General features: G+C 62.4%; 16 protein-coding genes. 9 read left to right on the forward strand and 7 right to left on the reverse strand.

Translation table 11 applies throughout. The features are described from left to right. The first annotated feature begins 57 nt into the window (after positions 1-57). The 7 genes from M5B44_RS16800 (at position 58) to M5B44_RS16830 (ending at position 9,013) form a co-directional block, all read left to right on the forward strand. Positions 58-2,313: a heavy metal translocating P-type ATPase gene (locus M5B44_RS16800; RefSeq protein ID WP_248739902.1), complete on the forward strand. Its 2,256-nt coding sequence runs from the start codon at positions 58-60 to the stop codon at positions 2,311-2,313. A gap of 16 nt (positions 2,314-2,329) precedes the next feature. Beyond that, positions 2,330-3,193, forward strand: coding sequence for a LysR family transcriptional regulator (locus tag M5B44_RS16805; protein WP_248739903.1), 864 nt, complete (start codon positions 2,330-2,332; stop codon positions 3,191-3,193). Positions 3,194-3,300: 107 nt separating this feature from the next. Beyond that, positions 3,301-4,377 (forward strand): putative 2-aminoethylphosphonate ABC transporter ATP-binding protein, encoded by a 1,077-nt coding sequence (locus tag M5B44_RS16810; RefSeq protein WP_085709030.1) that lies wholly within the window; start codon positions 3,301-3,303, stop codon positions 4,375-4,377. Then, positions 4,377-6,101 (forward strand): putative 2-aminoethylphosphonate ABC transporter permease subunit, encoded by a 1,725-nt coding sequence (locus M5B44_RS16815; protein WP_248739904.1) that lies wholly within the window; start codon positions 4,377-4,379, stop codon positions 6,099-6,101. Before M5B44_RS16810 ends, M5B44_RS16815 begins: the two co-directional genes overlap by 1 nt. 37 nt (positions 6,102-6,138) lie before the next feature. After that, positions 6,139-7,164: a putative 2-aminoethylphosphonate ABC transporter substrate-binding protein gene (locus tag M5B44_RS16820; protein WP_192552510.1), complete on the forward strand. Its 1,026-nt coding sequence runs from the start codon at positions 6,139-6,141 to the stop codon at positions 7,162-7,164. Between the two features lie 158 nt (positions 7,165-7,322). Next, positions 7,323-8,456 (forward strand): TIGR03364 family FAD-dependent oxidoreductase, encoded by a 1,134-nt coding sequence (locus M5B44_RS16825; RefSeq protein WP_248739905.1) that lies wholly within the window; start codon positions 7,323-7,325, stop codon positions 8,454-8,456. Beyond that, positions 8,456-9,013 (forward strand): phosphonate degradation HD-domain oxygenase, encoded by a 558-nt coding sequence (locus M5B44_RS16830; RefSeq protein ID WP_248739906.1) that lies wholly within the window; start codon positions 8,456-8,458, stop codon positions 9,011-9,013. Before M5B44_RS16825 ends, M5B44_RS16830 begins: the two co-directional genes overlap by 1 nt. 9 nt (positions 9,014-9,022) lie before the next feature. Here the strand turns inward: M5B44_RS16830 and M5B44_RS16835 are convergent, their stop codons facing one another. Continuing rightward, positions 9,023-10,399, reverse strand: coding sequence for a GTPase/DUF3482 domain-containing protein (locus tag M5B44_RS16835; protein ID WP_248739907.1), 1,377 nt, complete (start codon positions 10,397-10,399; stop codon positions 9,023-9,025). Beyond that, positions 10,392-11,765, reverse strand: a complete 1,374-nt coding sequence (locus M5B44_RS16840) for a DUF2868 domain-containing protein (RefSeq protein ID WP_248739908.1) — start codon at positions 11,763-11,765, stop codon at positions 10,392-10,394. The genes M5B44_RS16835 and M5B44_RS16840 overlap by 8 nt, the downstream gene beginning before the upstream one ends. A gap of 85 nt (positions 11,766-11,850) precedes the next feature. On the opposite strand from M5B44_RS16840, the gene M5B44_RS16845 reads away from it, so the two are divergent. After that, positions 11,851-12,363, forward strand: coding sequence for a dihydrofolate reductase (locus tag M5B44_RS16845; protein ID WP_248739909.1), 513 nt, complete (start codon positions 11,851-11,853; stop codon positions 12,361-12,363). Between the two features lie 88 nt (positions 12,364-12,451). On the opposite strand, the gene M5B44_RS16850 is transcribed toward M5B44_RS16845, so the two are convergent. Continuing rightward, positions 12,452-13,843, reverse strand: coding sequence for an L-cystine transporter (locus tag M5B44_RS16850; RefSeq protein WP_248739910.1), 1,392 nt, complete (start codon positions 13,841-13,843; stop codon positions 12,452-12,454). A gap of 241 nt (positions 13,844-14,084) precedes the next feature. Here M5B44_RS16850 and M5B44_RS16855 point away from each other — a divergent pair, with 241 nt between their 5' ends. Further along, on the forward strand, positions 14,085-15,140 hold the full coding sequence (locus M5B44_RS16855; RefSeq protein WP_248739911.1) for a haloacid dehalogenase-like hydrolase: 1,056 nt from the start codon (positions 14,085-14,087) through the stop codon (positions 15,138-15,140). Positions 15,141-15,201: 61 nt separating this feature from the next. On the opposite strand, the gene ilvD is transcribed toward M5B44_RS16855, so the two are convergent. The 4 genes from ilvD to M5B44_RS16875 all read right to left on the reverse strand — a co-directional run bounded on the left by ilvD (position 15,202) and on the right by M5B44_RS16875 (position 20,535). Continuing rightward, positions 15,202-17,043, reverse strand: coding sequence for a dihydroxy-acid dehydratase (gene ilvD / locus M5B44_RS16860; RefSeq protein ID WP_248739912.1), 1,842 nt, complete (start codon positions 17,041-17,043; stop codon positions 15,202-15,204). 255 nt (positions 17,044-17,298) lie between these two features. Then, positions 17,299-18,516 (reverse strand): MFS transporter, encoded by a 1,218-nt coding sequence (locus tag M5B44_RS16865; protein ID WP_248739913.1) that lies wholly within the window; start codon positions 18,514-18,516, stop codon positions 17,299-17,301. Continuing rightward, positions 18,509-19,465: a diiron oxygenase gene (locus M5B44_RS16870; RefSeq protein WP_248739914.1), complete on the reverse strand. Its 957-nt coding sequence runs from the start codon at positions 19,463-19,465 to the stop codon at positions 18,509-18,511. The genes M5B44_RS16865 and M5B44_RS16870 overlap by 8 nt, the downstream gene beginning before the upstream one ends. Beyond that, positions 19,462-20,535 (reverse strand): SagB family peptide dehydrogenase, encoded by a 1,074-nt coding sequence (locus M5B44_RS16875; RefSeq protein WP_248739915.1) that lies wholly within the window; start codon positions 20,533-20,535, stop codon positions 19,462-19,464. Before M5B44_RS16875 ends, M5B44_RS16870 begins: the two co-directional genes overlap by 4 nt. Between the last annotated feature and the right edge of the window lie 166 nt (positions 20,536-20,701).

Raw genomic sequence — 20,701 nt, forward strand, 5'->3', positions numbered from 1 at the left:
CCCTATAGTGGCTACAGGGTCTTTACTTGGCAACAGGCACCTTCATGGACGCGACCAATGAGCGATTCCCAGCACACCCACAAATCCCACGCGGGACACGACCACAGCCACAAATTGCAGCCTGTGCATAAACACGACCACGGCGCTGATTCCTGCTGTGCATCAAAAGCCGCAGCCCCGTCGCTGATTCAACTTAGCGAGGCGAAAAGCGCCGACGCCCGGTTGAGCAGTTTCCGTATCGAAGCGATGGATTGCCCGACCGAACAGACGCTGATCCAGAACAAGCTCGGCAAACTGGCCGGGATCCAGCAGCTGGAATTCAACCTGATCAACCGCGTGCTCGGCGTGACTCACAGCCTGCCGGACACCGCGCCGATCATCGACGCGATCAAATCCCTCGGCATGCAGGCCGAGCCACTGGAAGCGGGCGTTGATGCCCCGGCCGCCGCCCCGGTGAAAAAACACTGGTGGCCACTGGCGCTGTCCGGCGTCGGTGCGCTCGCTGCCGAAGTGATCCACTTCACCAGCACTGCCCCGACCTGGGTGGTGGCGATCATCGCGCTGATCTCGATCCTCAGCGGCGGCCTGACCACCTACAAGAAGGGCTGGATCGCCCTGAAGAACCGCAACCTCAACATCAACGCCCTGATGAGCATCGCCGTGACCGGCGCCGTGTTGATCGGCCAGTGGCCGGAAGCGGCGATGGTGATGTTCCTGTTCACCGTGGCCGAGCTGATCGAAGCACGCTCGCTGGACCGCGCGCGCAACGCCATCAGTGGTCTGATGCAGATGACGCCAGAACAGGCAACTGTGTTGCAGGCGGACGGCAACTGGGTCGAACTGGATGTGAAAAGCATCGATCTCGGCGCCCGTGTGCGAGTGAAGCCCGGTGAGCGTATTGCGCTGGACGGTGAAGTCGTCAGCGGCAGCTCGACCATCGATCAGGCGCCGATCACCGGTGAAAGCCTGCCGGTGGAAAAAACTGTCGGTGACAAAGTGTTCGCCGGCACCATCAACCAGGCCGGTTCGCTGGAATACACAGTGACCGCAGCGGCGAACAATTCCACCCTGGCGCGGATCATCCACGCCGTGGAACAGGCGCAAGGCGCGCGGGCGCCGACTCAGCGCTTCGTCGATCAGTTCTCGAAAATCTACACCCCGGTGGTCTTTGTTCTGGCCCTGGCCGTGGCGATCATCCCGCCGCTGTTCATGGGCGCTGCATGGTTCGACTGGATCTACCGCGCTTTGGTGCTGCTGGTGGTCGCGTGCCCGTGCGCACTGGTGATTTCCACCCCGGTGACCATCGTCAGCGGCCTCGCCGCAGCGGCGCGCAAAGGCATTCTGGTCAAGGGCGGCGTGTACCTGGAGGGTGGTTTCAAGCTCGACTATCTGGCCCTCGACAAGACCGGCACCATCACCCACGGCAAACCGGTGCAGACCGATTACCTGTCCCTCGACCCGACAGCCGACGCCACAGCCCCGGCCATTGCCGCCGCGCTGGCCGGGCGTTCCGATCACCCGGTGTCGCTGGCCATCGCCAATGCGGCTGTGGATAAAGGGTTCGCGCCGCTGGTTGTGGGTAACTTCGAAGCCCTGGCCGGGCGCGGTGTGAAAGGTGAGGTCAACGGGCAGGCCTACCATTTGGGCAATCACCGACTGGTGGAAGAACTGGGCCTGTGCTCGCCGCAACTGGAAGAAAAGCTGTTCGCGCTGGAGAAACAGGGCAAGTCCGTGGTGTTGCTGCTCGACCGTTCCGGCCCGCTGGCGCTGTTTGCCGTGGCCGACACCGTCAAGGAAACCAGCCGCGAGGCGATCCGCCAGTTGCACGATCTGGGCGTGAAAACCCTGATGCTGACCGGCGACAACGTCCACACCGCGCAGGCGATTGCGGCGCAGGTCGGGATCGATCAGGCCAAAGGCGACTTGTTGCCGACCGACAAACTGCAAGCCATCGAAGACCTGTATGCGCAGGGCCGTCGGGTCGGCATGGTCGGCGACGGCATCAACGATGCGCCGGCACTGGCGCGGGCCGAGATCGGTTTTGCGATGGCAGCGGCCGGTACAGATACGGCGATTGAAACCGCCGATGTCGCCCTGATGGACGACGATCTGCGCAAGATTCCGGCCTTTATCAGCCTGTCCCGCAACACGGCCAGCATCCTGAAACAGAACATTGCGTTGGCATTGGTGATCAAGGCTATCTTTCTTGGGGTAACCTTCGCCGGGCTCGCCACCATGTGGATGGCGGTGTTTGCCGACATGGGCGTAAGCCTGCTGGTGGTGTTCAACGGTTTGCGCCTGCTGCGCAAATAGAGGAAGAGGGACAGTTGTGCTGAGTGCCGAGCTGAAAGCGTTTTACATGGTGGCCCGCCTGGGCAGCATCACGCTGGCGGCGAAAAAGCTCGGCCTCAGCCAACCGACCGTGACCACCCAGATCCGCAATCTGGAAAGCCAGTATTCGGTGGAACTGTTCTACCGTGGTGGCCGGCGCCTGAGTGTCAGCGACGAAGGCGCGCGGCTGTTACCGATGGTCAAGGCGCTGTTGCAGCAGGAGGCCGATATCGAATTCTTCCTGCGCAACAGCGGCCAGGTGCAGGGCACGCTGCGCATCGCCGCCACGGCGCCGTATTACATCCTCGATCTGGTGAAGACCTTTCGCGAGCGCCTGCCGCAGGTGGAGGTGTCGGTGGAAATCGGCAATTCACAGCAAGTGCTGGAAGCGCTGGAGGATTACCGGGTGGATGTCGCGGCCTCGTCGCAGTTGCTCGACGATGCGCGGCTGATCCGCCGGGTGCTCGGCAGCGATCCGCTGGTGCTGGCGGTGCATCGCAATCACCCGCTGGCGACGCACGACCATGTGACGCTGAACGCGCTGGCCGGGCATACCCTGTTGATGCGTGAACCGGGCTCGACCACCCGTCGCCTGACCGAAGAGTTGCTGGCCGGCGCGGGAGTCAGTTTCGGGCCGTTGCTGGAGATCGGCAGCCGCGAATCGATCCGCGAAGCGGTGCTGCGCAACATCGGCATCAGCATCATCGCCCGTCAGGAAGTGCCGCACGATCCGCAGTTGCGGGTGCTGACCCTGGAGAATGCACCGCAGATTCCTGAATATCTCTACTGTCTCAAGGAACGCAAGAACGCCCGGTTGCCGGCAGCGTTTCTCGGGCTGGCGCAGGAAATGTCTCCGGCCTGATCAACCCAAATCCCTGAATACCACTATCGGTCGTTTTTGCCTTGTTGCCATATGACCGACGCATTACAACTCTAGGATTCGTCTCATCTGCTTGATGAGGCCTGTCCATGAACCCTGCAATCGCAACTGCCCTGACCAACCCCGGCGCCCCGATGAAAGTGCGCGGCGTGCAGAAGCGCTTCGGCGCCTTCACGGCGCTGGATAACGTCTCCCTCGATGTCGCGGCCGGTGAGCTGGTGTGTCTGCTCGGCCCGTCGGGTTGCGGCAAGACCACGCTGCTGCGTTGCATCGCCGGTCTGGAGAAGCAGGACAGCGGCGAGTTGTACCTCGGCGATCGCGACGTTTCCCACCTCGCGCCGCAGGCCCGGGACTACGGCATCCTGTTCCAGTCCTACGCGCTGTTTCCCAATCTGACCGTCGAAGCGAATATTGCCTACGGCCTCGCCGGCAGTGGTCGCGATGAAGTGCGCCGTCGTGTCGGTCAGATGCTGGAGCTGGTCGGCCTCAGCGGCAGTGAGAAAAAGTACCCGGGCCAGTTGTCCGGCGGCCAGCAGCAGCGTGTGGCGCTGGCCCGTGCCTTGGCGCCGGCGCCGTCGCTGCTGTTGCTCGACGAACCGATGTCGGCCCTCGATGCCCGGGTCCGCGAGCATCTGTGCACCGAGCTGCGCCAACTGCAACGCAACCTCGGCATCACCACCCTGATGGTCACCCACAATCAGGACGAAGCCATGCTGATGGCCGACCGCATCGCCGTGATGAACAACGGCAAGGTCGAGCAGTACGCCACCCCGCAGGAAATCTACAACCGCCCGGCCACGCCGTTCGTGGCCGAGTTTGTCGGCCAGGGCAACTGGCTGCCGTTCCAGCGCAGCAGCGACAGCCACGCCAAGGTCGGCGGGATGAACCTGCGCCTGGCCGACGGCAGCGTCCATAGCCCGTCGGGCCGACTGTTCTGCCGCCCGGAAGCGATCAACGTCAATCCGCTGGTGCATGAGGAAAACCTGTTCCCGGCCAAGGTCCGCGAGATCACTTTCCTCGGCAACCGCTGCCGCATGAGCTTCGAACTCGATCAATTGCCCGGCCACGCCTTGCTCGCCGAACTGGCGCCTGAAGCCATGCCGCGCCTCGGCGCCCAGCAGATCATGGTCGCCTTGCCGCCACGCAGCCTGCAGGTGTTTGCCTGATGAACAGCAACCTCGCACTGCCGCTACCGCAAAAGCAGGCGCGGCAGGTGTCCGGGGCCGAGGTCGGTGACCGGATCTTCGTCCACGGCGGCAAACTCCTGCTGCTGGTGCTGCTCGGTGTGGCGGTGCTGTTGCCATTGCTGGCGATCTTCTGGCGCGGTTTCAGCAGCGAAGCCGGGCAGGGCGGTGGCTGGCTCGCCGCGAAGGAGCTGGTGACCAGCGACAATTTCCACTGGCTGCTCGGTAACAGCCTGAAAGTTTCCCTCAGCGTGGCGGCGATCGTCGTACCGCTGGCCTACCTGTTTGCCTACGCCTTGCAACGCACATTGATTCCGGCAAAAGGCATCTGGCGCGGGATTTCCCTGCTGCCGCTGATGGCTCCATCGATGCTGCCGGGGATTGCGCTGGTCTATCTGTTCGGCAATCAGGGCATGTTGCGCGGGCTGCTGTCGGACAACATCTACGGCTTCTGGGGGATTGTTCTGGGTGAGGTGATCTACACCTTCCCACACGCCTTGATGATTTTGCTGTCAGCCCTGTCGCTGGCGGATGCGCGACTGTTCGACGCTGCGTCGAGCATGGGCGCCAGTCCTGCGAAAGCCTTTCGCAGCATTACGTGGCCGGCGACTCGCCAGGCCGTGTTCGCCGCGTTCTGTCTGGTGTTCACCCTGACCATCACCGATTTCGGTGTGCCGGTGGTGGTCGGTGGCGACTATCAAGTGCTGGCGCTGGAAGCCTACAAAGCGGTGGTCGGCCAACAACAATTCGGTCGCGGCGCCTTGATCGGCATGGTTCTGCTGCTGCCGGCACTGTTCAGCTTCGGTGTCGATGCCTGGCTGCGTCGTCGTCACGGCGACTCCATGAGCGGCCGCGCCCAGGTGTTCAAACCGGCGCCGTCGAAGAAGCGCGACGCCTGTTATCTGGCCATCGTCCTGCTGATCAGCGCGGCGTTGCTGCTGGTGTTCGGCATGGCGGTGTTCTCGTCGCTGGTGAAGTTCTGGCCGTACAACCTGTCGCTGTCGCTCAACCACTACCAGTTCAACGAAACCGCCGGCGGTGGCTGGCTGGCCTACGGCAACAGTTTGAAGATGGCGCTGGGCACGGCGTTGATCGGTAGCGTGCTGATCTTCACCGGCGCCTACCTGATGGAAAAGACCCGCAGCCAGCGCGGGCTGAATCTGACGCTGCGCATGCTCAGTTTCGTACCGATGGCGGTGCCGGGCCTGGTGCTGGGTCTGGGTTATGTCTTCTTCTTCAACCTCACCGGCAACCCGCTGCACGTGTTGTACGGGACCATGACCCTGCTGATCGTCTGCACCATTGCTCACTATCTGACCACTGCGCAGATGACCGCCACCACCGCGTTGCGTCAACTCGATGCCGAATTCGAAGCCGCCGCGCTGTCGCTCAAGGCGCCTCTCTACCGGCATTACCTGCGGGTCACCGTGCCGATCTGCCTGCCGGCGCTGCTGGACATCGTGCGCTACCTGTTCGTCTCGGCGATGACCACCGTTTCCGCCGCAATCTTCCTCTACAGCCCCGACACCATCCTCGCGGCGGTGGCGGTGCTGAACATGGATGACGCCGGCAACGTCGGCGGCGCGGCGGCGATGTCGACCCTGATTCTGTTCACCTCGGCGGGCGTGTCCTTGCTGCTGGCGTGGGCTTCGCGCGGCTTGCTGCGCCGTTCCCAGGCCTGGCGGCAAACGGCGCCCGGTCACTGATTCCAACCCCGTTCAACTCACCTACAGGAAAACGATCATGTTCAAGCCTATGGCCCTGGCCGCTGCTGTGCTCGCTACTTTCAGCCTGAATGCCTTCGCGGCAAAAACCGAGTTGACGGTGTACACCGCCCTCGAAGCCGAACAGCTGACCGCCTACAAGGCTGCGTTCGAAAAAGCCAACCCGGACGTCGAGATCAAGTGGGTACGCGACTCCACCGGGATCATCACCGCCAAACTGCTGGCCGAAAAAGAGCGTCCACAGGCTGACGCGGTGTGGGGCCTGGCGGCGTCGAGCCTGGCGATCCTCGACCAGCAAGGCATGCTGCAAAGCTATGCGCCGAAGGACCTGGGCAAGATCGGCGCAAACTACCGCGACGCCGCCAACCCGCCAGCCTGGGTCGGTATGGACGTCTGGGCCGCGACCATCTGCTTCAACACCGTCGAGGCCGAGAAGCAGGGCCTGACCAAACCGGTGAGCTGGCAGGACCTGACCAAGCCTGAGTACAAAGGCAAGATCGTGATGCCGAACCCGGCCTCGTCCGGCACCGGTTTTCTCGACGTCAGCGCCTGGCTGCAAACCTTCGGCGAGAAACAGGGCTGGGCCTACATGGACGGTCTGCACCAGAACATCGGCCAATACGTTCACTCCGGTTCCAAGCCTTGCAAACTGGCGGCGGCGGGCGAATTCCCGATCGGGATTTCCTTCGAGTACCCGGCCGTTCAGCTGAAGCGCCAGGGCGCGCCACTGGACATCATCCTGCCGAAGGAAGGCCTTGGCTGGGAGATCGAAGCGACTGCCGTGATCAAAGGTACGCCGCATGAAGAGGCTGCGAAGAAACTGGCCGACTTCTCCGCCAGCGCCCCGGCGATGGATCTGTACAAGGAAAACTTCGCCGTCCTCGCCCAGCCGGGCATTGCCAAGCCGCAGACCGAACTGCCGGCCGACTACGAGCAGCGCCTGATCAAGAACGACTTTGCCTGGGCCTCGAAGAACCGCGACGAGATCCTGACCGAATGGCGCAAGCGCTATGACGGCAAGTCCGAAAAAGTCGCTGCCAAGTAAGATCTTCATCGACTGACAGGGCCCCATCGCTGGCAAGCCAGCTCCCACAGATTTGGCGGTGCTCACACAATGTGTGTTTCACACCGGCCAATGTGGGAGCTGCGGTTCGACGATTCGACTTGCCAGCGATGGCGGTCTCGCATTCAGAGCACTTCTCAATGACACAACACAAAGACTTGCTGATTGTAGGCGCCGGCATCCTGGGCCTGTCCCACGCTTATGCCGCCGCCAGACGCGGTCTCAAAGTCACGGTTTTCGAGCGCACCGCCACGCCAATCGGCGCCTCGGTACGCAACTTCGGCCAGGCCCTGGTCACCGGCCAGCCACCGGGCCCGATGCTCGAACTGGCCAAGGCCAGCCGCGAAATCTGGGGCCAGTGGGCGCAGCTCGCCGGCCTGCAACTCAAGCGCAACGGCTCGTACCTGTTCGCCCGCACCGAGGCCGAAGAACATTTGCTCGAAGCCTTCTGCGCCGGTCGCGCCGTTGAGCACGACTACCGCGTCGAATTGCTGCGCGGTGCCGCGCTGCGTGATCTGTACGGCGGCCAGTTCAGCCATCACCGCGCCGCACTGCACGGCATGGACGATCAACAGCTGTATTCCCGGGAAGCGATTCCGGCGCTGATCGAATACCTGCGCCGCGAACTCGGCGTCGAGTTTCACTTCTCGACGCTGGTACGCGATGTCGAACCGGGGAACCTGCACAGCACCGCCGGGATCTTCACCGCCGAGCAGATCATCGTCTGCTCCGGCCACGATTATCAGACCCTGCTGGCCGAGCCGATTGCCGCCCTCGACCCGCAGATCTGCCGCCTGCAAATGCTCCGCGCCCGGCCGCAGATTGACCTGAACCTGCAACACGCCTTGCTCACCGGCCTCAGCTGCGTGCATTACGGTGCCTTCGCCGACTTGCCGGAAGCGGCGGCGGTGCAGGCGCAGATCCTGCGTGAGCAACCGCACTTGCAGGAAAACGGCATTCACCTGCTGATCAGCCCGACGCCTTACGGCGAACTGATCATCGGCGACTCGCACCATTACGGCAGCGATCCGTCACCGTTCAACGCCGAGCAGGTCGACAACTGGATGCTCGAACTGGCCGAACAGACCCTCGGCTGCAAGGTGCAAGTGGTCGAGCGCTGGCAGGGTGTCTATGGTTCCCGGGGGCCGGGGCCGTTTTCGTTCCTGCGTCCGGCGCCGGGGCTGAGTGTGGCGCTGATGCACAGCGGCGTCGGCATGAGCGTCGGCCCGGCCATGGCCGAGCGCAATGTCGCACAGCTTTTTGGAGAGCGTTGATGTTGAATCACGAGCAAGTCATTGACCGGGTGTTCGGGCTCTATGAGCGGTTCGGCGCCAGCGACTACATCGGCGAACCGGTGTCGCAGATCGAGCACATGTCCCAGGCGGCGCAACTGGCCATCGCCGAAGGCTTTGACGATGAAGTGGTACTCGCCGCGTTCTTCCACGACATCGGCCATTTGTGTGCCGAAGGCGCGGAGAACATGGGCGGTTATGGCGTGGTCAGCCACGAACGCCTCGGTGCAGATTATTTGCGAGAGGCCGGATTCAGCGAGCGCCTGGCACGGCTGGTGGAATATCACGTCCAGGCCAAGCGCTATCTGACGCTCAGGGAACCGGGCTATTACGAACGCTTGAGCGAAGCCAGCCGCCGCACCCTGGAATATCAGGGCGGGGTGATGACCGAGGCTGAAGCCGATGCGTTCGAGCAGGACCCGCTGTGTGCCGTCAGCCTGCGGATGCGTCAGTGGGATGAGCTGGCGAAGGAGATGGCCGTGCCGGTGATGGATTTGGGCGTGCTGAAAGACAAAGCGGCGCGGGTTCTGGCGGCCTGAGGTCAGCCGCTACAAATCTACAGCCAACGACTCGATCTGCTCCTGCCGTTCCGCCTGATTCAGCTTCGGATGAGGATTGAGCGAAGACCACTGCGGATGCGCCCGGGCCTTGCCCAAAGCCTCGGGCAGCTTGCCTTCGCGCCAGGTTTTGTCCTGCGGCGTTGCCACCTGAATGCTGTCCAGTGCCGCATGACCCCGAGCATTCAGCGCCTGCAGCAGTTGTCGCTGACGCAGAGCCAACAAGCGCAGCACGTTGTCATCGACCGTCAGTTCCCGCTGCCCTTTGATCTTGCCCAGCAGACGATTGCCATAACTGCGGGCGGTTTGCAGAGCGCCGCCGGCAATCGCGCCGGCCAGGGCGGCGGCGCCGAGGGTGATGCCGCCCACCAGCAAATCCACCCCCGCACCGGCGGCCGCACCGGCCGCAATCCCGCCGCCGACCCGCACGCCCAGTTGTTTGAGGGTTTCCGGGTTGAACAGGTCATCGCCCCAGCGGCCGTCGAGCAACGGCAGATCGCTGGCGGCGGCGTCTTGCGGGCGGAAGGCGTAGAGCTTGAGCAGTGCTTCGACGCATTTTTGTTCGCGCTGGCGCACGGCCTTGCGCAGTTCGCTGATGGCCTGTTGTTCCTGCTCGGCGTTGCTCGCCACGCTGCGTCGGCACGCGGCGCAATCGATCAACAGTTCGGCGATCAGGCGCGCCGCGCTTTGCTCGCGGGCGAGGCGTTGGGCTTGTTGATCGGCGATCAGCCGTTCAAGTTGCGGACGGGCGTTTTCCAACAGCAACGCGAGGCTTTCATACAGCCGCCGCTCTCCGTCCTCGGGCGGGGCGACGCTGTCGAAACGCACCAGTGCATGCAGGCCGAGACGCGCCAGCGCTTCACGCCAGTCCGGTTCGCGGTGGTTGGCGCTGCTGACGAAATTCAGCACCGGCAGCAACGGTTTGCCGCAACTGGCCAGCACTTCCAGTTCGTCGCGGTACTTGGCCAGCACCGGTTCGCGGGCGTCGATCACATACAGGCCGGCATCGGAGTCGAGCAGTTGCCGCAGCACTTTGGCTTCCTGTTCGAAACGCTGGCGCGCTTCGCTGCCATCGAGAAACCGCGCCAGCCGCGCCGGGCCGTCGAGGCGTTCGCCGGGGCGCTCCAGTCGCTCGAGAAAATCCAGCAGGGCGATGGCGTCTTCCAGGCCCGGTGTGTCGTAGAGGTCGAGCAGCGGTTCGCCATCCACCGACAACCGAGCGCCTTCGACATGCCGCGTGGTGCTCGGCCGATGGGAGACTTCGCCGAAGCCGACGTCGCGGGTCAGGGTGCGCAACAGCGACGTCTTGCCGACGTTGGTGTGGCCGACCACCGCCAGTTTCAGCGGCGCTTTCCAGGCATCAGTCATGTCCGTGCTCCAGCCAGTTCAACGGGGCGCAATCGGCAAACGGCAGCTCCAGCTGTTGCAGCGCCACGTGCCAGTCACCGAGGCGCTCGGCGTCCAGCGCCTGTCCTTGTGGCGCCTGCAACAGCCAGACCCGGGTCGCGGCGGCATTGCGCGCCAGTTCGGCGATCAGTGCCAGGCTGCCGCGATCCGGCGAGCGTCGTGGGTCGCAGGCAATCGCGAGACGTGCCGGCGGGAAACGGCTGAGCTGTTCGAGCAGTTTGTTGCGCGATTCCCGGCTGTCGAGGATGCCGGCGTTGCTGACGTTTTTCGGCAGCGCCGGTGGCCATGGGTGTTGATCGTCGAGCTCGATTGCCACCAGCAACGCGCCATCGCTGGCGTGTTCGCCAACGGTGCTTTCGACGCGGTGCAATTGCGCAGGCTCGGGGTCGGTGATGCCGAGGCGTTCGCTGGTCGGCATCAGGCGTTCGCGCAGTTGGGCGTAGCCGGGCAGGTTCAAGTCCAGGCGCAACGCAGCCTTGCCGCTGTTCCAGCGCCAGAAGCAAAACAGCGCCAGCAGCAGACGCGGCAGCACGCCGTACACCACCAGCACGCCGACCAGCCAGGTCGCCCAGGCCTGACGGGCGCTTTCGATGTTCAGCGCGGTGTCGCCGCTGGCGCGGATCATGTCCACGGTCGGCACGTTGAAGCCCAGCAGCGCCGGCAATGCGCCGAGGGCCTGGGTCATGTTGATGAACGTGTCGGCGCTGAGAATCGTGGTTTCCCAGACGAAGCCGTAGCGCCGGGTCGCCATCAGCGTCAGCAGCAGAACCAGCGCGCTGACCATCGCCAGCAACCACAGGCCATTGACCAGTGTGCCGAGCGCCCAGCGATTGAGTTTCTTGCGTTGCAGCATCAGCAACAAGGCCGGAGCCAGTTGCGCCGCCTTGGCGTCGCGGGCGAGTTTTTCACTGAGCCACAGCCACAAGCGGCCGAGGGTGGCGCCGTGTTCGCCAGCGAAGACCAGCCCCAGCGCCCAGCTCAACAGCAAGATCAGATTCAGCCCGAGCAGACTGCCCAGGGCCCAGAACACATTGACCGGCGTCTGTCCCAGTGCGGCGAAAGCCAGGCCGGCACCGCTCAGTACCGCGAAGATCGCCAGCAGCACCAGCGCCAGACGCGCGCCTTGCAGCCAGTGTTTGAGCGCAGAGGTCAGGCCATCGCGCTCGGCCAGCCAGAGGGCGCGGCGTTGAATGCGTCCCGGCAGGTCGCCGCCGGCCGCGCGGGCCAGGCGATTGGCTTCCTGATCGTCCAGCGGGCCTGCGTGTTCTTCGCGCAGGCGCACGGTTTCGGTGAGCCAGAGGTTTTGCAGTGGAGTCAGTTCAGTCACGCGGCATCCCGATGCTTGATTGAGCCGTGAGCATAACCGCTGTGGCGCTTATCGGGGTAAGCGCGGCTCTGGTATCCTCGCCGGCATGACTAAATCACTCCCCCTCAGCCTGATCGCGGCCCTCGGTGAAAACCGCGTGATCGGCGTCGACAACAGCATGCCCTGGCACCTGCCGGGGGACTTCAAATACTTCAAGGCCACGACGCTCGGCAAACCGATCATCATGGGTCGCAAGACCTGGGATTCGCTGGGTCGTCCGTTGCCGGGCCGTCTGAACATCGTAGTCAGCCGTCAGCAGGATCTGGTGCTGGAAGGTGCGGAAGTCTATCCGTCGCTGGAAGCCGCCGTGGTTCGCGCCGAAGAATGGGCGAAAGAACAGGGCGTCGACGAGTTGATGCTGATTGGCGGGGCGCAACTGTATGCGCAGGGACTGGCCCAGGCGGATCGTCTGTATCTGACCCGTGTCGCGTTGAGCCCGGAAGGCGATGCGTGGTTTCCGGAGTTCGATCTGAGCCAGTGGAAACTGGTATCGGACGTGCCGAATCCGGCTGAAGGCGACAAACCGGCTTACCACTTCGAAGTCTGGGAAAAAGCCTAAGAGCATCGCTGGCAGGCCAGCTCCCACATTGGAATGCATTTCCCTGTGGGAGCGAGCCTGCTCGCGATAGCAATCTGTCAGACGCTACTTACGCCTGAGCAAGCTCCGCATGCTCATCGGCCTCCAGCAGGGCCTTGTCGGTCTGCTGCATCACCTGGCTGGTAATCGCGCCAGCGGTGATCGAACCACTTACGTTCAGCGCCGTACGACCCATGTCGATCAGCGGCTCGACCGAAATCAGCAACGCCACCAGCGAAACCGGCAAGCCCATGGCCGGCAGCACGATCAGTGCCGCGAAGGTCGCGCCGCCGCCCACGCCCGCCACACCGGCCGAACTCAAGGTCACAATCGCCACCAGCGTCGCGATCCACAGCGGATCCAGCGGGTTGATGCCGATCGTTGGTGCAACCATCACCGCCAGCATCGCCGGGTACAGGCCGGCGCAGCCGTTCTGGCCGATGGTCGCGCCGAAGGACGCGGCGAAGCTTGCCACCGATTGCGGAATGCCCAGACGACGGGTCTGCGCTTCGATGCTCAGCGGGATGCTCGCCGCGCTGGAGCGACTGGTGAAGGCGAAGGTCAGCACCGGCCAGATCTTGCGGAAGAAACGCAGCGGGTTGATCCCGGCCGCCGAGACCAGCAGACCGTGCACGACGAACATCAGGCCCAGACCGAGGTACGACACCACCACGAAACTGCCGAGCTTGATGATGTCCTGCAGGTTGGAACCGGCCACCACTTTGGTCATCAGCGCCAATACGCCGTACGGGGTAAGCTTCATCACCAGGCGCACCAGGCGCATCACCCAGGCTTGCAGGGTGTCGATGGCGTTGATCACTTTCTGACCTTTCTCGGTGTCATCCTTGAGCAGTTGCAGCGCGGCAACCCCCATGAACGCGGCGAAGATCACCACGCTGATGATCGAGGTCGGCTTGGCCCGTGCCAGGTCGGCGAACGGGTTCTGCGGGATGAACGACAGCAGCAGTTGCGGCACATTCAGGTCGGCGACCTTGCCGGCGTAGTCGGTCTGAATGGTTTGCAGACGGGCCATTTCCTGCGTGCCGGCGACCAGGCCTTCGGCGGTCAGGCCGAACAGGTTGGTCAGGCCGATGCCGATCAGCGCCGCAATCGCCGTGGTAAACAGCAACGTGCCGATGGTCAGGAAGCTGATCTTGCCCAGCGACGACGCGTTGTGCAGACGGGCTACGGCGCTGAGGATCGAGGCGAACACCAGCGGGATCACGATCATCTGCAGCAGCTGCACGTAACCGTTGCCCACCAGATCGAACCAGCCGATCGAGGCTTTCAGCACCGGGTTGCCAGCACCGTAGATCGTGTGCAACGCGACGCCGAACGCCACACCCAGCACCAGGGCGAGCAGGACTTTTTTCGCCAGGCTCCACGAGGTGTGGCGGGTTTGCGCCAGACCGAAGAGCAGGGCGAGGAACACCAGTAAGTTGAGAATCAGAGGCAGATTCATGAGGACTCCAGAAAAGACTGTGCCAACAACCTTCCGGGGCTGTTGCGAACCGGCAAGCCTAACAGTTTGATTTCCAATGATTTAATACCGAAATCAAAGGTCGTCCGTCGTTTTTGGAATAAGCGGGTGTCGCTCTCGGGGATGCAGTTGGCGCAAAAGGGACGTGGACGGTCGCTGACAGACGGTAACTGTCACACTGATTTGTTAGCGTCGATCTCTTTCAATCGGGGAGAAACGCAGAATGAAGTTCGCACCTAAATTGCTGGCTGCCGCACTCTGCTTCGGCCTTGTTGGCCAAGCGTTCGCCACTGACCTCAAGCACTGGCCGGCGGACCAGGCCAAGGCGCTCGACGCGATGATCGCGGCCAACGCCAACAAGGGTAACTACGCGGTGTTCGACATGGACAACACCAGTTACCGCTACGACCTCGAAGAGTCGTTGCTGCCGTTCATGGAAAACAAGGGCCTGATCACCCGTGACAAGCTCGACCCGTCGCTGAAACTGATCCCGTTCAAGGACACCCCCGACCACAAGGAAAGCCTGTTCAGCTACTACTACCGCCTCTGCGAAGTCGACGACATGGTCTGCTACCCATGGGTGGCGCAGGTGTTCTCCGGCTTCACCCTCAAGGAACTCAAAGGCTACGTCGACGAAATGATGGCCTCGGGCAAACCGGTGCCGGCGACGTATTACGAAGGCGATGTGGTGAAGAACATTGACGTGCAGCCGCCGAAAGTCTTCACCGGTCAGGCCGAGCTGTACAACAAACTGATGGAGAACGGCATCGAGGTCTACGTGATGACCGCCGCCTCCGAAGAGCTGGTGCGCATGGTCGCGGCCGATCCGAAGTACGGCTACAACGTCAAACCGCAGAACGTGATCGGCGTGAGCACCTTGCTGAAGAACCGCGAGACCGGCGAACTGACCACTGCGCGCAAGCAGATCACCGCCGGCAAGTATGACGAGAAGGCCAACCTTGGCCTCGAACTGACCCCGTACCTGTGGACCCCGGCGACCTGGATGGCCGGCAAGCATGCGGCGATCCTGACCTACATCGACGAATGGAAAAAACCGGTGCTGGTGGGCGGTGACACCCCGAGCAGCGACGGCTACATGCTGTTCCACAGCGTCGACGTGGCCAAGGGCGGCATTCACCTGTGGGTCAACCGCAAGGACAAGTACATGACCCAGCTCAACGGCATGATGGCCAAGCACGCAGCGGCCCAGGCGAAAGAAGGTTTGCCGGTGACGGCGGACAAGAACTGGGTGATCGTGAAGCCGGAAGAGATCCAGTAAGCCTCAAGGCAAAAAAATGCCCCGCACTTGGCGGGGCATTTTTGTTTCTGCGATTTGACGCTTACAGGCCGTCGAGCATCGCCTTGTTACGCACCGCACCCTTGTCGGCGCTGGTTGCGAGCAGGGCGTAGGCCTTGAGGGCGGTGGTCACTTTACGTGGACGCTTCTCGATCGGTTTCCAGCCTTTCTTGTCCTGCTCGACCCGGCGTGCCGCCAGTTCTTCGTCGCTGATCAACAGGTTGATCGAGCGGTTCGGAATGTCGATCAGCACCTTGTCACCGTCCTGCACCAGACCGATCGCGCCGCCAGCTGCAGCCTCAGGCGAAGCGTGGCCGATGGACAGACCGGAAGTGCCGCCGGAGAAACGGCCGTCGGTCAGCAGGGCGCAGGCTTTGCCCAGGCCCTTGGATTTCAGGTACGACGTCGGGTAGAGCATTTCCTGCATGCCCGGGCCGCCTTTCGGGCCTTCGTAGCGAATGATGACGATGTCGCCTTCCTTCACTTCGTCGGCGAGGATGCCGCGCACGGCGCTGTCCTGGCTTTCGAAAATCTTGGCGTTGCCTTCGAAGACGTGGATCGACTCGTCGACACCGGCGGTTTTCACCACGCAGCCGTCCAGGGCGATGTTGCCGTACAGCACGGCCAGGCCGCCTTCTTTCGAATAGGCGTGTTCGAAGCTGCGGATGCAACCGTTTTCACGGTCGTCGTCCAGGGTTTCCCAGCGGGTCGACTGGCTGAACGCGGTTTGCGTCGGAATGCCGGCCGGGCCTGCCTTGAAGAAATGGTGCACGGCTTCATCGTCGGTCTGGGTGATGTCCCACTTGGCGATGGCTTCTTCCATGCTGCGGCTGTGCACGGTCGGCAGGTCGGTGTGCAGCAGGCCGCCACGGGCCAGCGAACCGAGGATGCTGAAGATGCCGCCGGCGCGGTGCACGTCTTCCATGTGGTACTTCTGGATGTTCGGCGCGACCTTGCACAGCTGCGGCACCTTGCGCGACAGACGATCGATGTCACGCAGGTCGAAGTCGATCTCGGCTTCCTGGGCGGCGGCCAGCAAGTGCAGGATGGTGTTGGTCGAACCGCCCATGGCGATGTCGAGCATCATCGCGTTTTCGAACGCCTTGAAGTTGGCGATGTTGCGCGGCAGTACCGACTCGTCGTTCTCGCCGTAGTAGCGTTTGCACAGTTCGACGATGGTGCGGCCGGCCTGCAGGAACAACTGTTCGCGGTCGCTGTGGGTGGCCAGGGTCGAACCGTTGCCCGGCAATGCGAGGCCCAGGGCTTCGGTCAGGCAGTTCATCGAGTTGGCGGTGAACATGCCGGAGCACGAACCGCAGGTCGGGCAGGCGCTGCGCTCGTACTCGGCAACCTTCTCGTCAGAAGCGCTGGAGTCGGCGGCGATGACCATGGCGTCGACGAGGTCGAGACCGTGGCTGGCCAGTTTGGTCTTGCCGGCTTCCATCGGGCCGCCGGAAACGAAGATCACCGGGATGTTCAGGCGCAGGGCGGCCATCAGCATGCCGGGGGTGATTTTGTCGCAGTTGGAGATGCAGACGATGGCGTCGGCGCAGTGGGCGTTGACCATGTACTCGACGGAGTCGGCGATGATCTCGCGGCTCGGCAGCGAATACAGCATGCCGTCGTGGCCCATGGCGATGCCGTCGTCCACGGCGATGGTGTTGAATTCTTTCGCCACGCCACCGGCGCGTTCGATTTCACGGGCAACCAGTTGGCCCAGATCCTTCAGGTGCACGTGGCCCGGTACGAACTGGGTGAAGGAGTTGGCAATGGCGATGATCGGCTTCTTGAAGTCGTCATCTTTCATCCCGGTGGCGCGCCACAGTGCGCGGGCGCCGGCCATGTTGCGGCCATGGGTGGATGTTTTCGAGCGGTAATCTGGCATGGAGCACTCCGGGCGGCTAATCAGGTATCAAAAGGGAGTGAGCTTCTATTGACGTCTGGAACACTCAGAAATGGCCGTGTGTCCTGAAGTTGCCGATGACGTTGCGGGATCGCCGCTGGTCTCAGCCTGAGCTCATAAACCCGCCGGGGATGAATGGCGATGAATCTCGCGATTCTACACCGCTGGCGTCAGGAGGGAATGGCGCAAAACGTTGTTCCAGTGCTGACGCCGCGTGTGGAATGACGACCGGCAGGATTAATCGCTGTGTGGTTGCCCCACCAGATCGTTGCGCCGACTGATCCGCGCGTTCAATGCCAATGCTACCCCGCTGAGTATCACGAAGCTGTAGCCCAGCGTGGATTGCAGATTGGCCGGGCTAAGGCTGATCAAGGCACTGATCAACCCGCCGCAGATGAAGATGATCGTGCTGCCGGCCGAAGCCGAAGTGCCGGCGTTGTCCGGAAACAGGCTCATGGCCCGGGAGGTGGCAGCCGGCCGGGCGATGGTGGTGCCGGCGGTGCAGATCAGCATCGGGATCAGCACGGTTGCCGGTGCCAGTGCAAAACTCGACGACAGGTACAGCATGGTCACGCCGGCGAACAGGATCAGGCTCAGACCGACAACCATCTGCTGGCCGCTGCTGATGCGCCTGCTCAGCACGCTGGCGAGGATGCCTCCGGTGACGTAAGCCGCACCGTAGATCAGCAGGATCAACGAGAACTCGTAGGCGGACAATTGCAGCCGGTCCATGAAGATCAGCGGCGAGATCACTATGAATGAAAAGTGGCAGGCGAACGCAAATGCCGAAATCAGCCAGTAGCCGACGAAGTCGAAATCTCCCAACACCCGTCGGTAAGCCGTGAGGAAGTTTGTGCGTGTGCCGCGGGTGGTTGGTCGGGTGTTCTCCAGAAACAGCCAGGCCTTGAGCAGTACGACAGCTGATAACGCGATGAACACCCAAAAGCTGCCACGCCATCCCAGTGTTGCCTGCAGGAACGTACCGGCAAGAGGCGACACCGAGATGAAAATCCCGCCGGCGGTCACCATCAGGATTCGCAGGCGATCGCGTTCCTCGCCTTCGAACAGATCCTGGACCAGCGCCTGGGACAGCACGAAGCAACCGCAGCCCAGCGCCTGCACGACCCGGAACATCAGGAACAGCGAATAGTCAGTGGTCATCACGCAGCCGAGGGCGCCAAGCATTGAAACGCTCATGCCCGCGAGCAGCAAACCCTTTCGCCCGATCACATCCGACAGCGGCCCGATCAGCAACTGAGCGAAAGCGATGCCGACGGCGAACAGGCTGATGGACAGCGCGATGTCCGCCGGGGTGCTGCGAAAGTGTTCAGCCAGAGCCGGAAACGAAGGCAGCAGGACATCCAGCGGAAAAACACCCAGCAACACCATCGCCAGCAACAGGCTGACGGCCCCGCGACGCTGTCGGGTCGTCACCCCGGATTTTCCTTTATCCATCGATCAATCCCGCCCTGGCGAAAAGTATCTGGTTGTAAGGTTCAGCGAAAAATCCGGCTTTCTTCAGTGCATTCAATGTGGCGATGCTGCCCGTCCGGGCACGTCGTCGGGAGGCTTGCGCTGTTGTCAGGCTTTCGAGTATTTCCAGCACGGCACCGTTGGCAATCCCGGCATCGCACAGACTTTGTCGCAGCCACTGTTCATCGGTTTCGAAGAAAATCCCGAAGATCTCGAGCAGGGTGGTGGCGGCGAACGTTCGTTGCTGCAGCCCCAGATGCAACCAGAGGTAATGGAACACTTCGGTGAAGTAGCGACTGTGGCGCGCCTCGTCGGTGAGGTGATCGCGCAGCATGTCGTTGACCCCGGACACCAGGCTGTCCCGGCAGACGTCGAGCAGTTCCCGGGCAATGATGGTTTCCGAGACGAAGCCGAGCAGAAACCCTGTCAGCGGTCGCTGCTGCGGGAGGGTTTCGTCGATCAGCCTGATCATGCGGGTGATCCGCCTGGGCATCACCGGGCGCCCGGTGATGCCGTAGAACCCGGCGATCTGTTCCGCGACCTGATTTGAGAACAGGGCGTGGTAGCCCTCATCGGTGTAGAGCTGCAGCGCGGCGGATTTCATGGGTGGCGGAACATCGACCGGCAGTCCGCCGTGGACGATGACTTCCACGGCGCGATTGACGATGCGGTGTTCGAGCAGGGTGGTGTAGTCGAGAAAGTGCACCAGATGATTGGCCGTGAGCCGGTGCACTACCGAGCGGCCCGCAGCTTCGATGGCCGGGTGGGCGAGGTAGGGCAGAAATGCCGGCGGGAACCAGTGACGGGTTTCCAGTTGTTGCGCTATGTCATCCGGCAAGCGGTAATCGTGGGCACTGGCACGCACGGATGCGCGAGTGTTCCAGTCGCCCAGTGAAAACTCGAAGGCCGGGGCCTGGGAGAGAAGGCTCATGCTGGCGTCTCACGCAGCAGATCGCGCATTTCCTGGCACATCGCCTGACCGTCGCTTTCTCCGCAACCGACGAAGAACAAAGGTTGTTCCGCACTGTTCTCGAGTTTCAGCAACGTCTCGACCAGGTCGTCGGAAAACGCACCGGTCAGCCAGGTGTTCATGCCCAGGGCAGTGGCCACCAGTTGAAACGTCTGTGAGAGGTGCCCGGATTCGACGAATGCCATTCGGTAGGCGCGCGAGTGCGGGTATTTCCACCAGAGCCTGTCGAAGCGGGCGGTGATGAACAGGCCCAGTGGCAGATTATTGATGAAGTGCTGACCTCCCAGCAGATTGCCCGGCGCTGTGTCGGGCAAGGGGTTGACCAAGCTCAGGGCGTGTTCGGCCGGGTGGTAGGCGTATACGCCCGGTGGCAGTCCGTCGACGTTCTGCACCAGCACAAAACCGGCGCAGGCATTGAGGCCGCCCCCGGAAGGGCTGCTGCGCCGCGCGCCAAGCCCTTCGGCGATGCTGTCGTCGCGGTCGGCTTCGCGTTCTCGCAGGTAACCGAGGGACAGGTACAGCAAGGTGCCGACATCGTCCAGCGACAGGGGGGCGCCGGTGAAGGATCGGCAAGTCTTTCGCCGGATCAGTGAACCCGACAGGCTGTCGTCCTTCAATGCCAGAGATGCGGGCAGGGCGATGAGTGCGTTCGGGCCGGTGTCTGCAGGGACGTCCGACGGAGGCGAAGTGGCAAGCACTGTGGTGCAGTGTTCGAGGTATTGCCTGGACCATTCCTGAATATTTCGGGGCGTGTGTTCGCAGGGAATGTTCCGCGTGCCGATATGGTAGATCCTGGACAGTTCATCCCAGCCCCAGTCCGGCGCTGCGATTTTTGTAGAAGTCAGTATTCCGGCATTTAGAAGTTGCGCGTCTATTGTGTTGTCGCTGTCATATAAGGCTGGCTCGTGAATAAGTTGTGCCAGTCGAAAAGAGTATTCGAGGTCAAGTTCGTGCTGGGTATGGTCTTTGTAGTTCCAGACTATCTGGCCGGGCGTTCGTGGCAGTATGAATAAATAAGGATTTATATGCATGTTGGGGCACGCTGCTCTGGATGAGTGTTTTGCCAGAGGCGCTGGGTAGCCGGCATACCCAGCGCCAACCTTACTTAACGGGCTTTAGGTGCGACCAGAAAAGCCAGGTTTGCGAGGGTGCGGGATTCCAGAGTAATTGCTTTCATGATTGAACTCCTTGTTCGTT

The organism is Pseudomonas sp. MWU12-2029 (assembly GCF_023242425.1).
GTDB classification, from domain to species: domain Bacteria; phylum Pseudomonadota; class Gammaproteobacteria; order Pseudomonadales; family Pseudomonadaceae; genus Aquipseudomonas; species Aquipseudomonas kribbensis.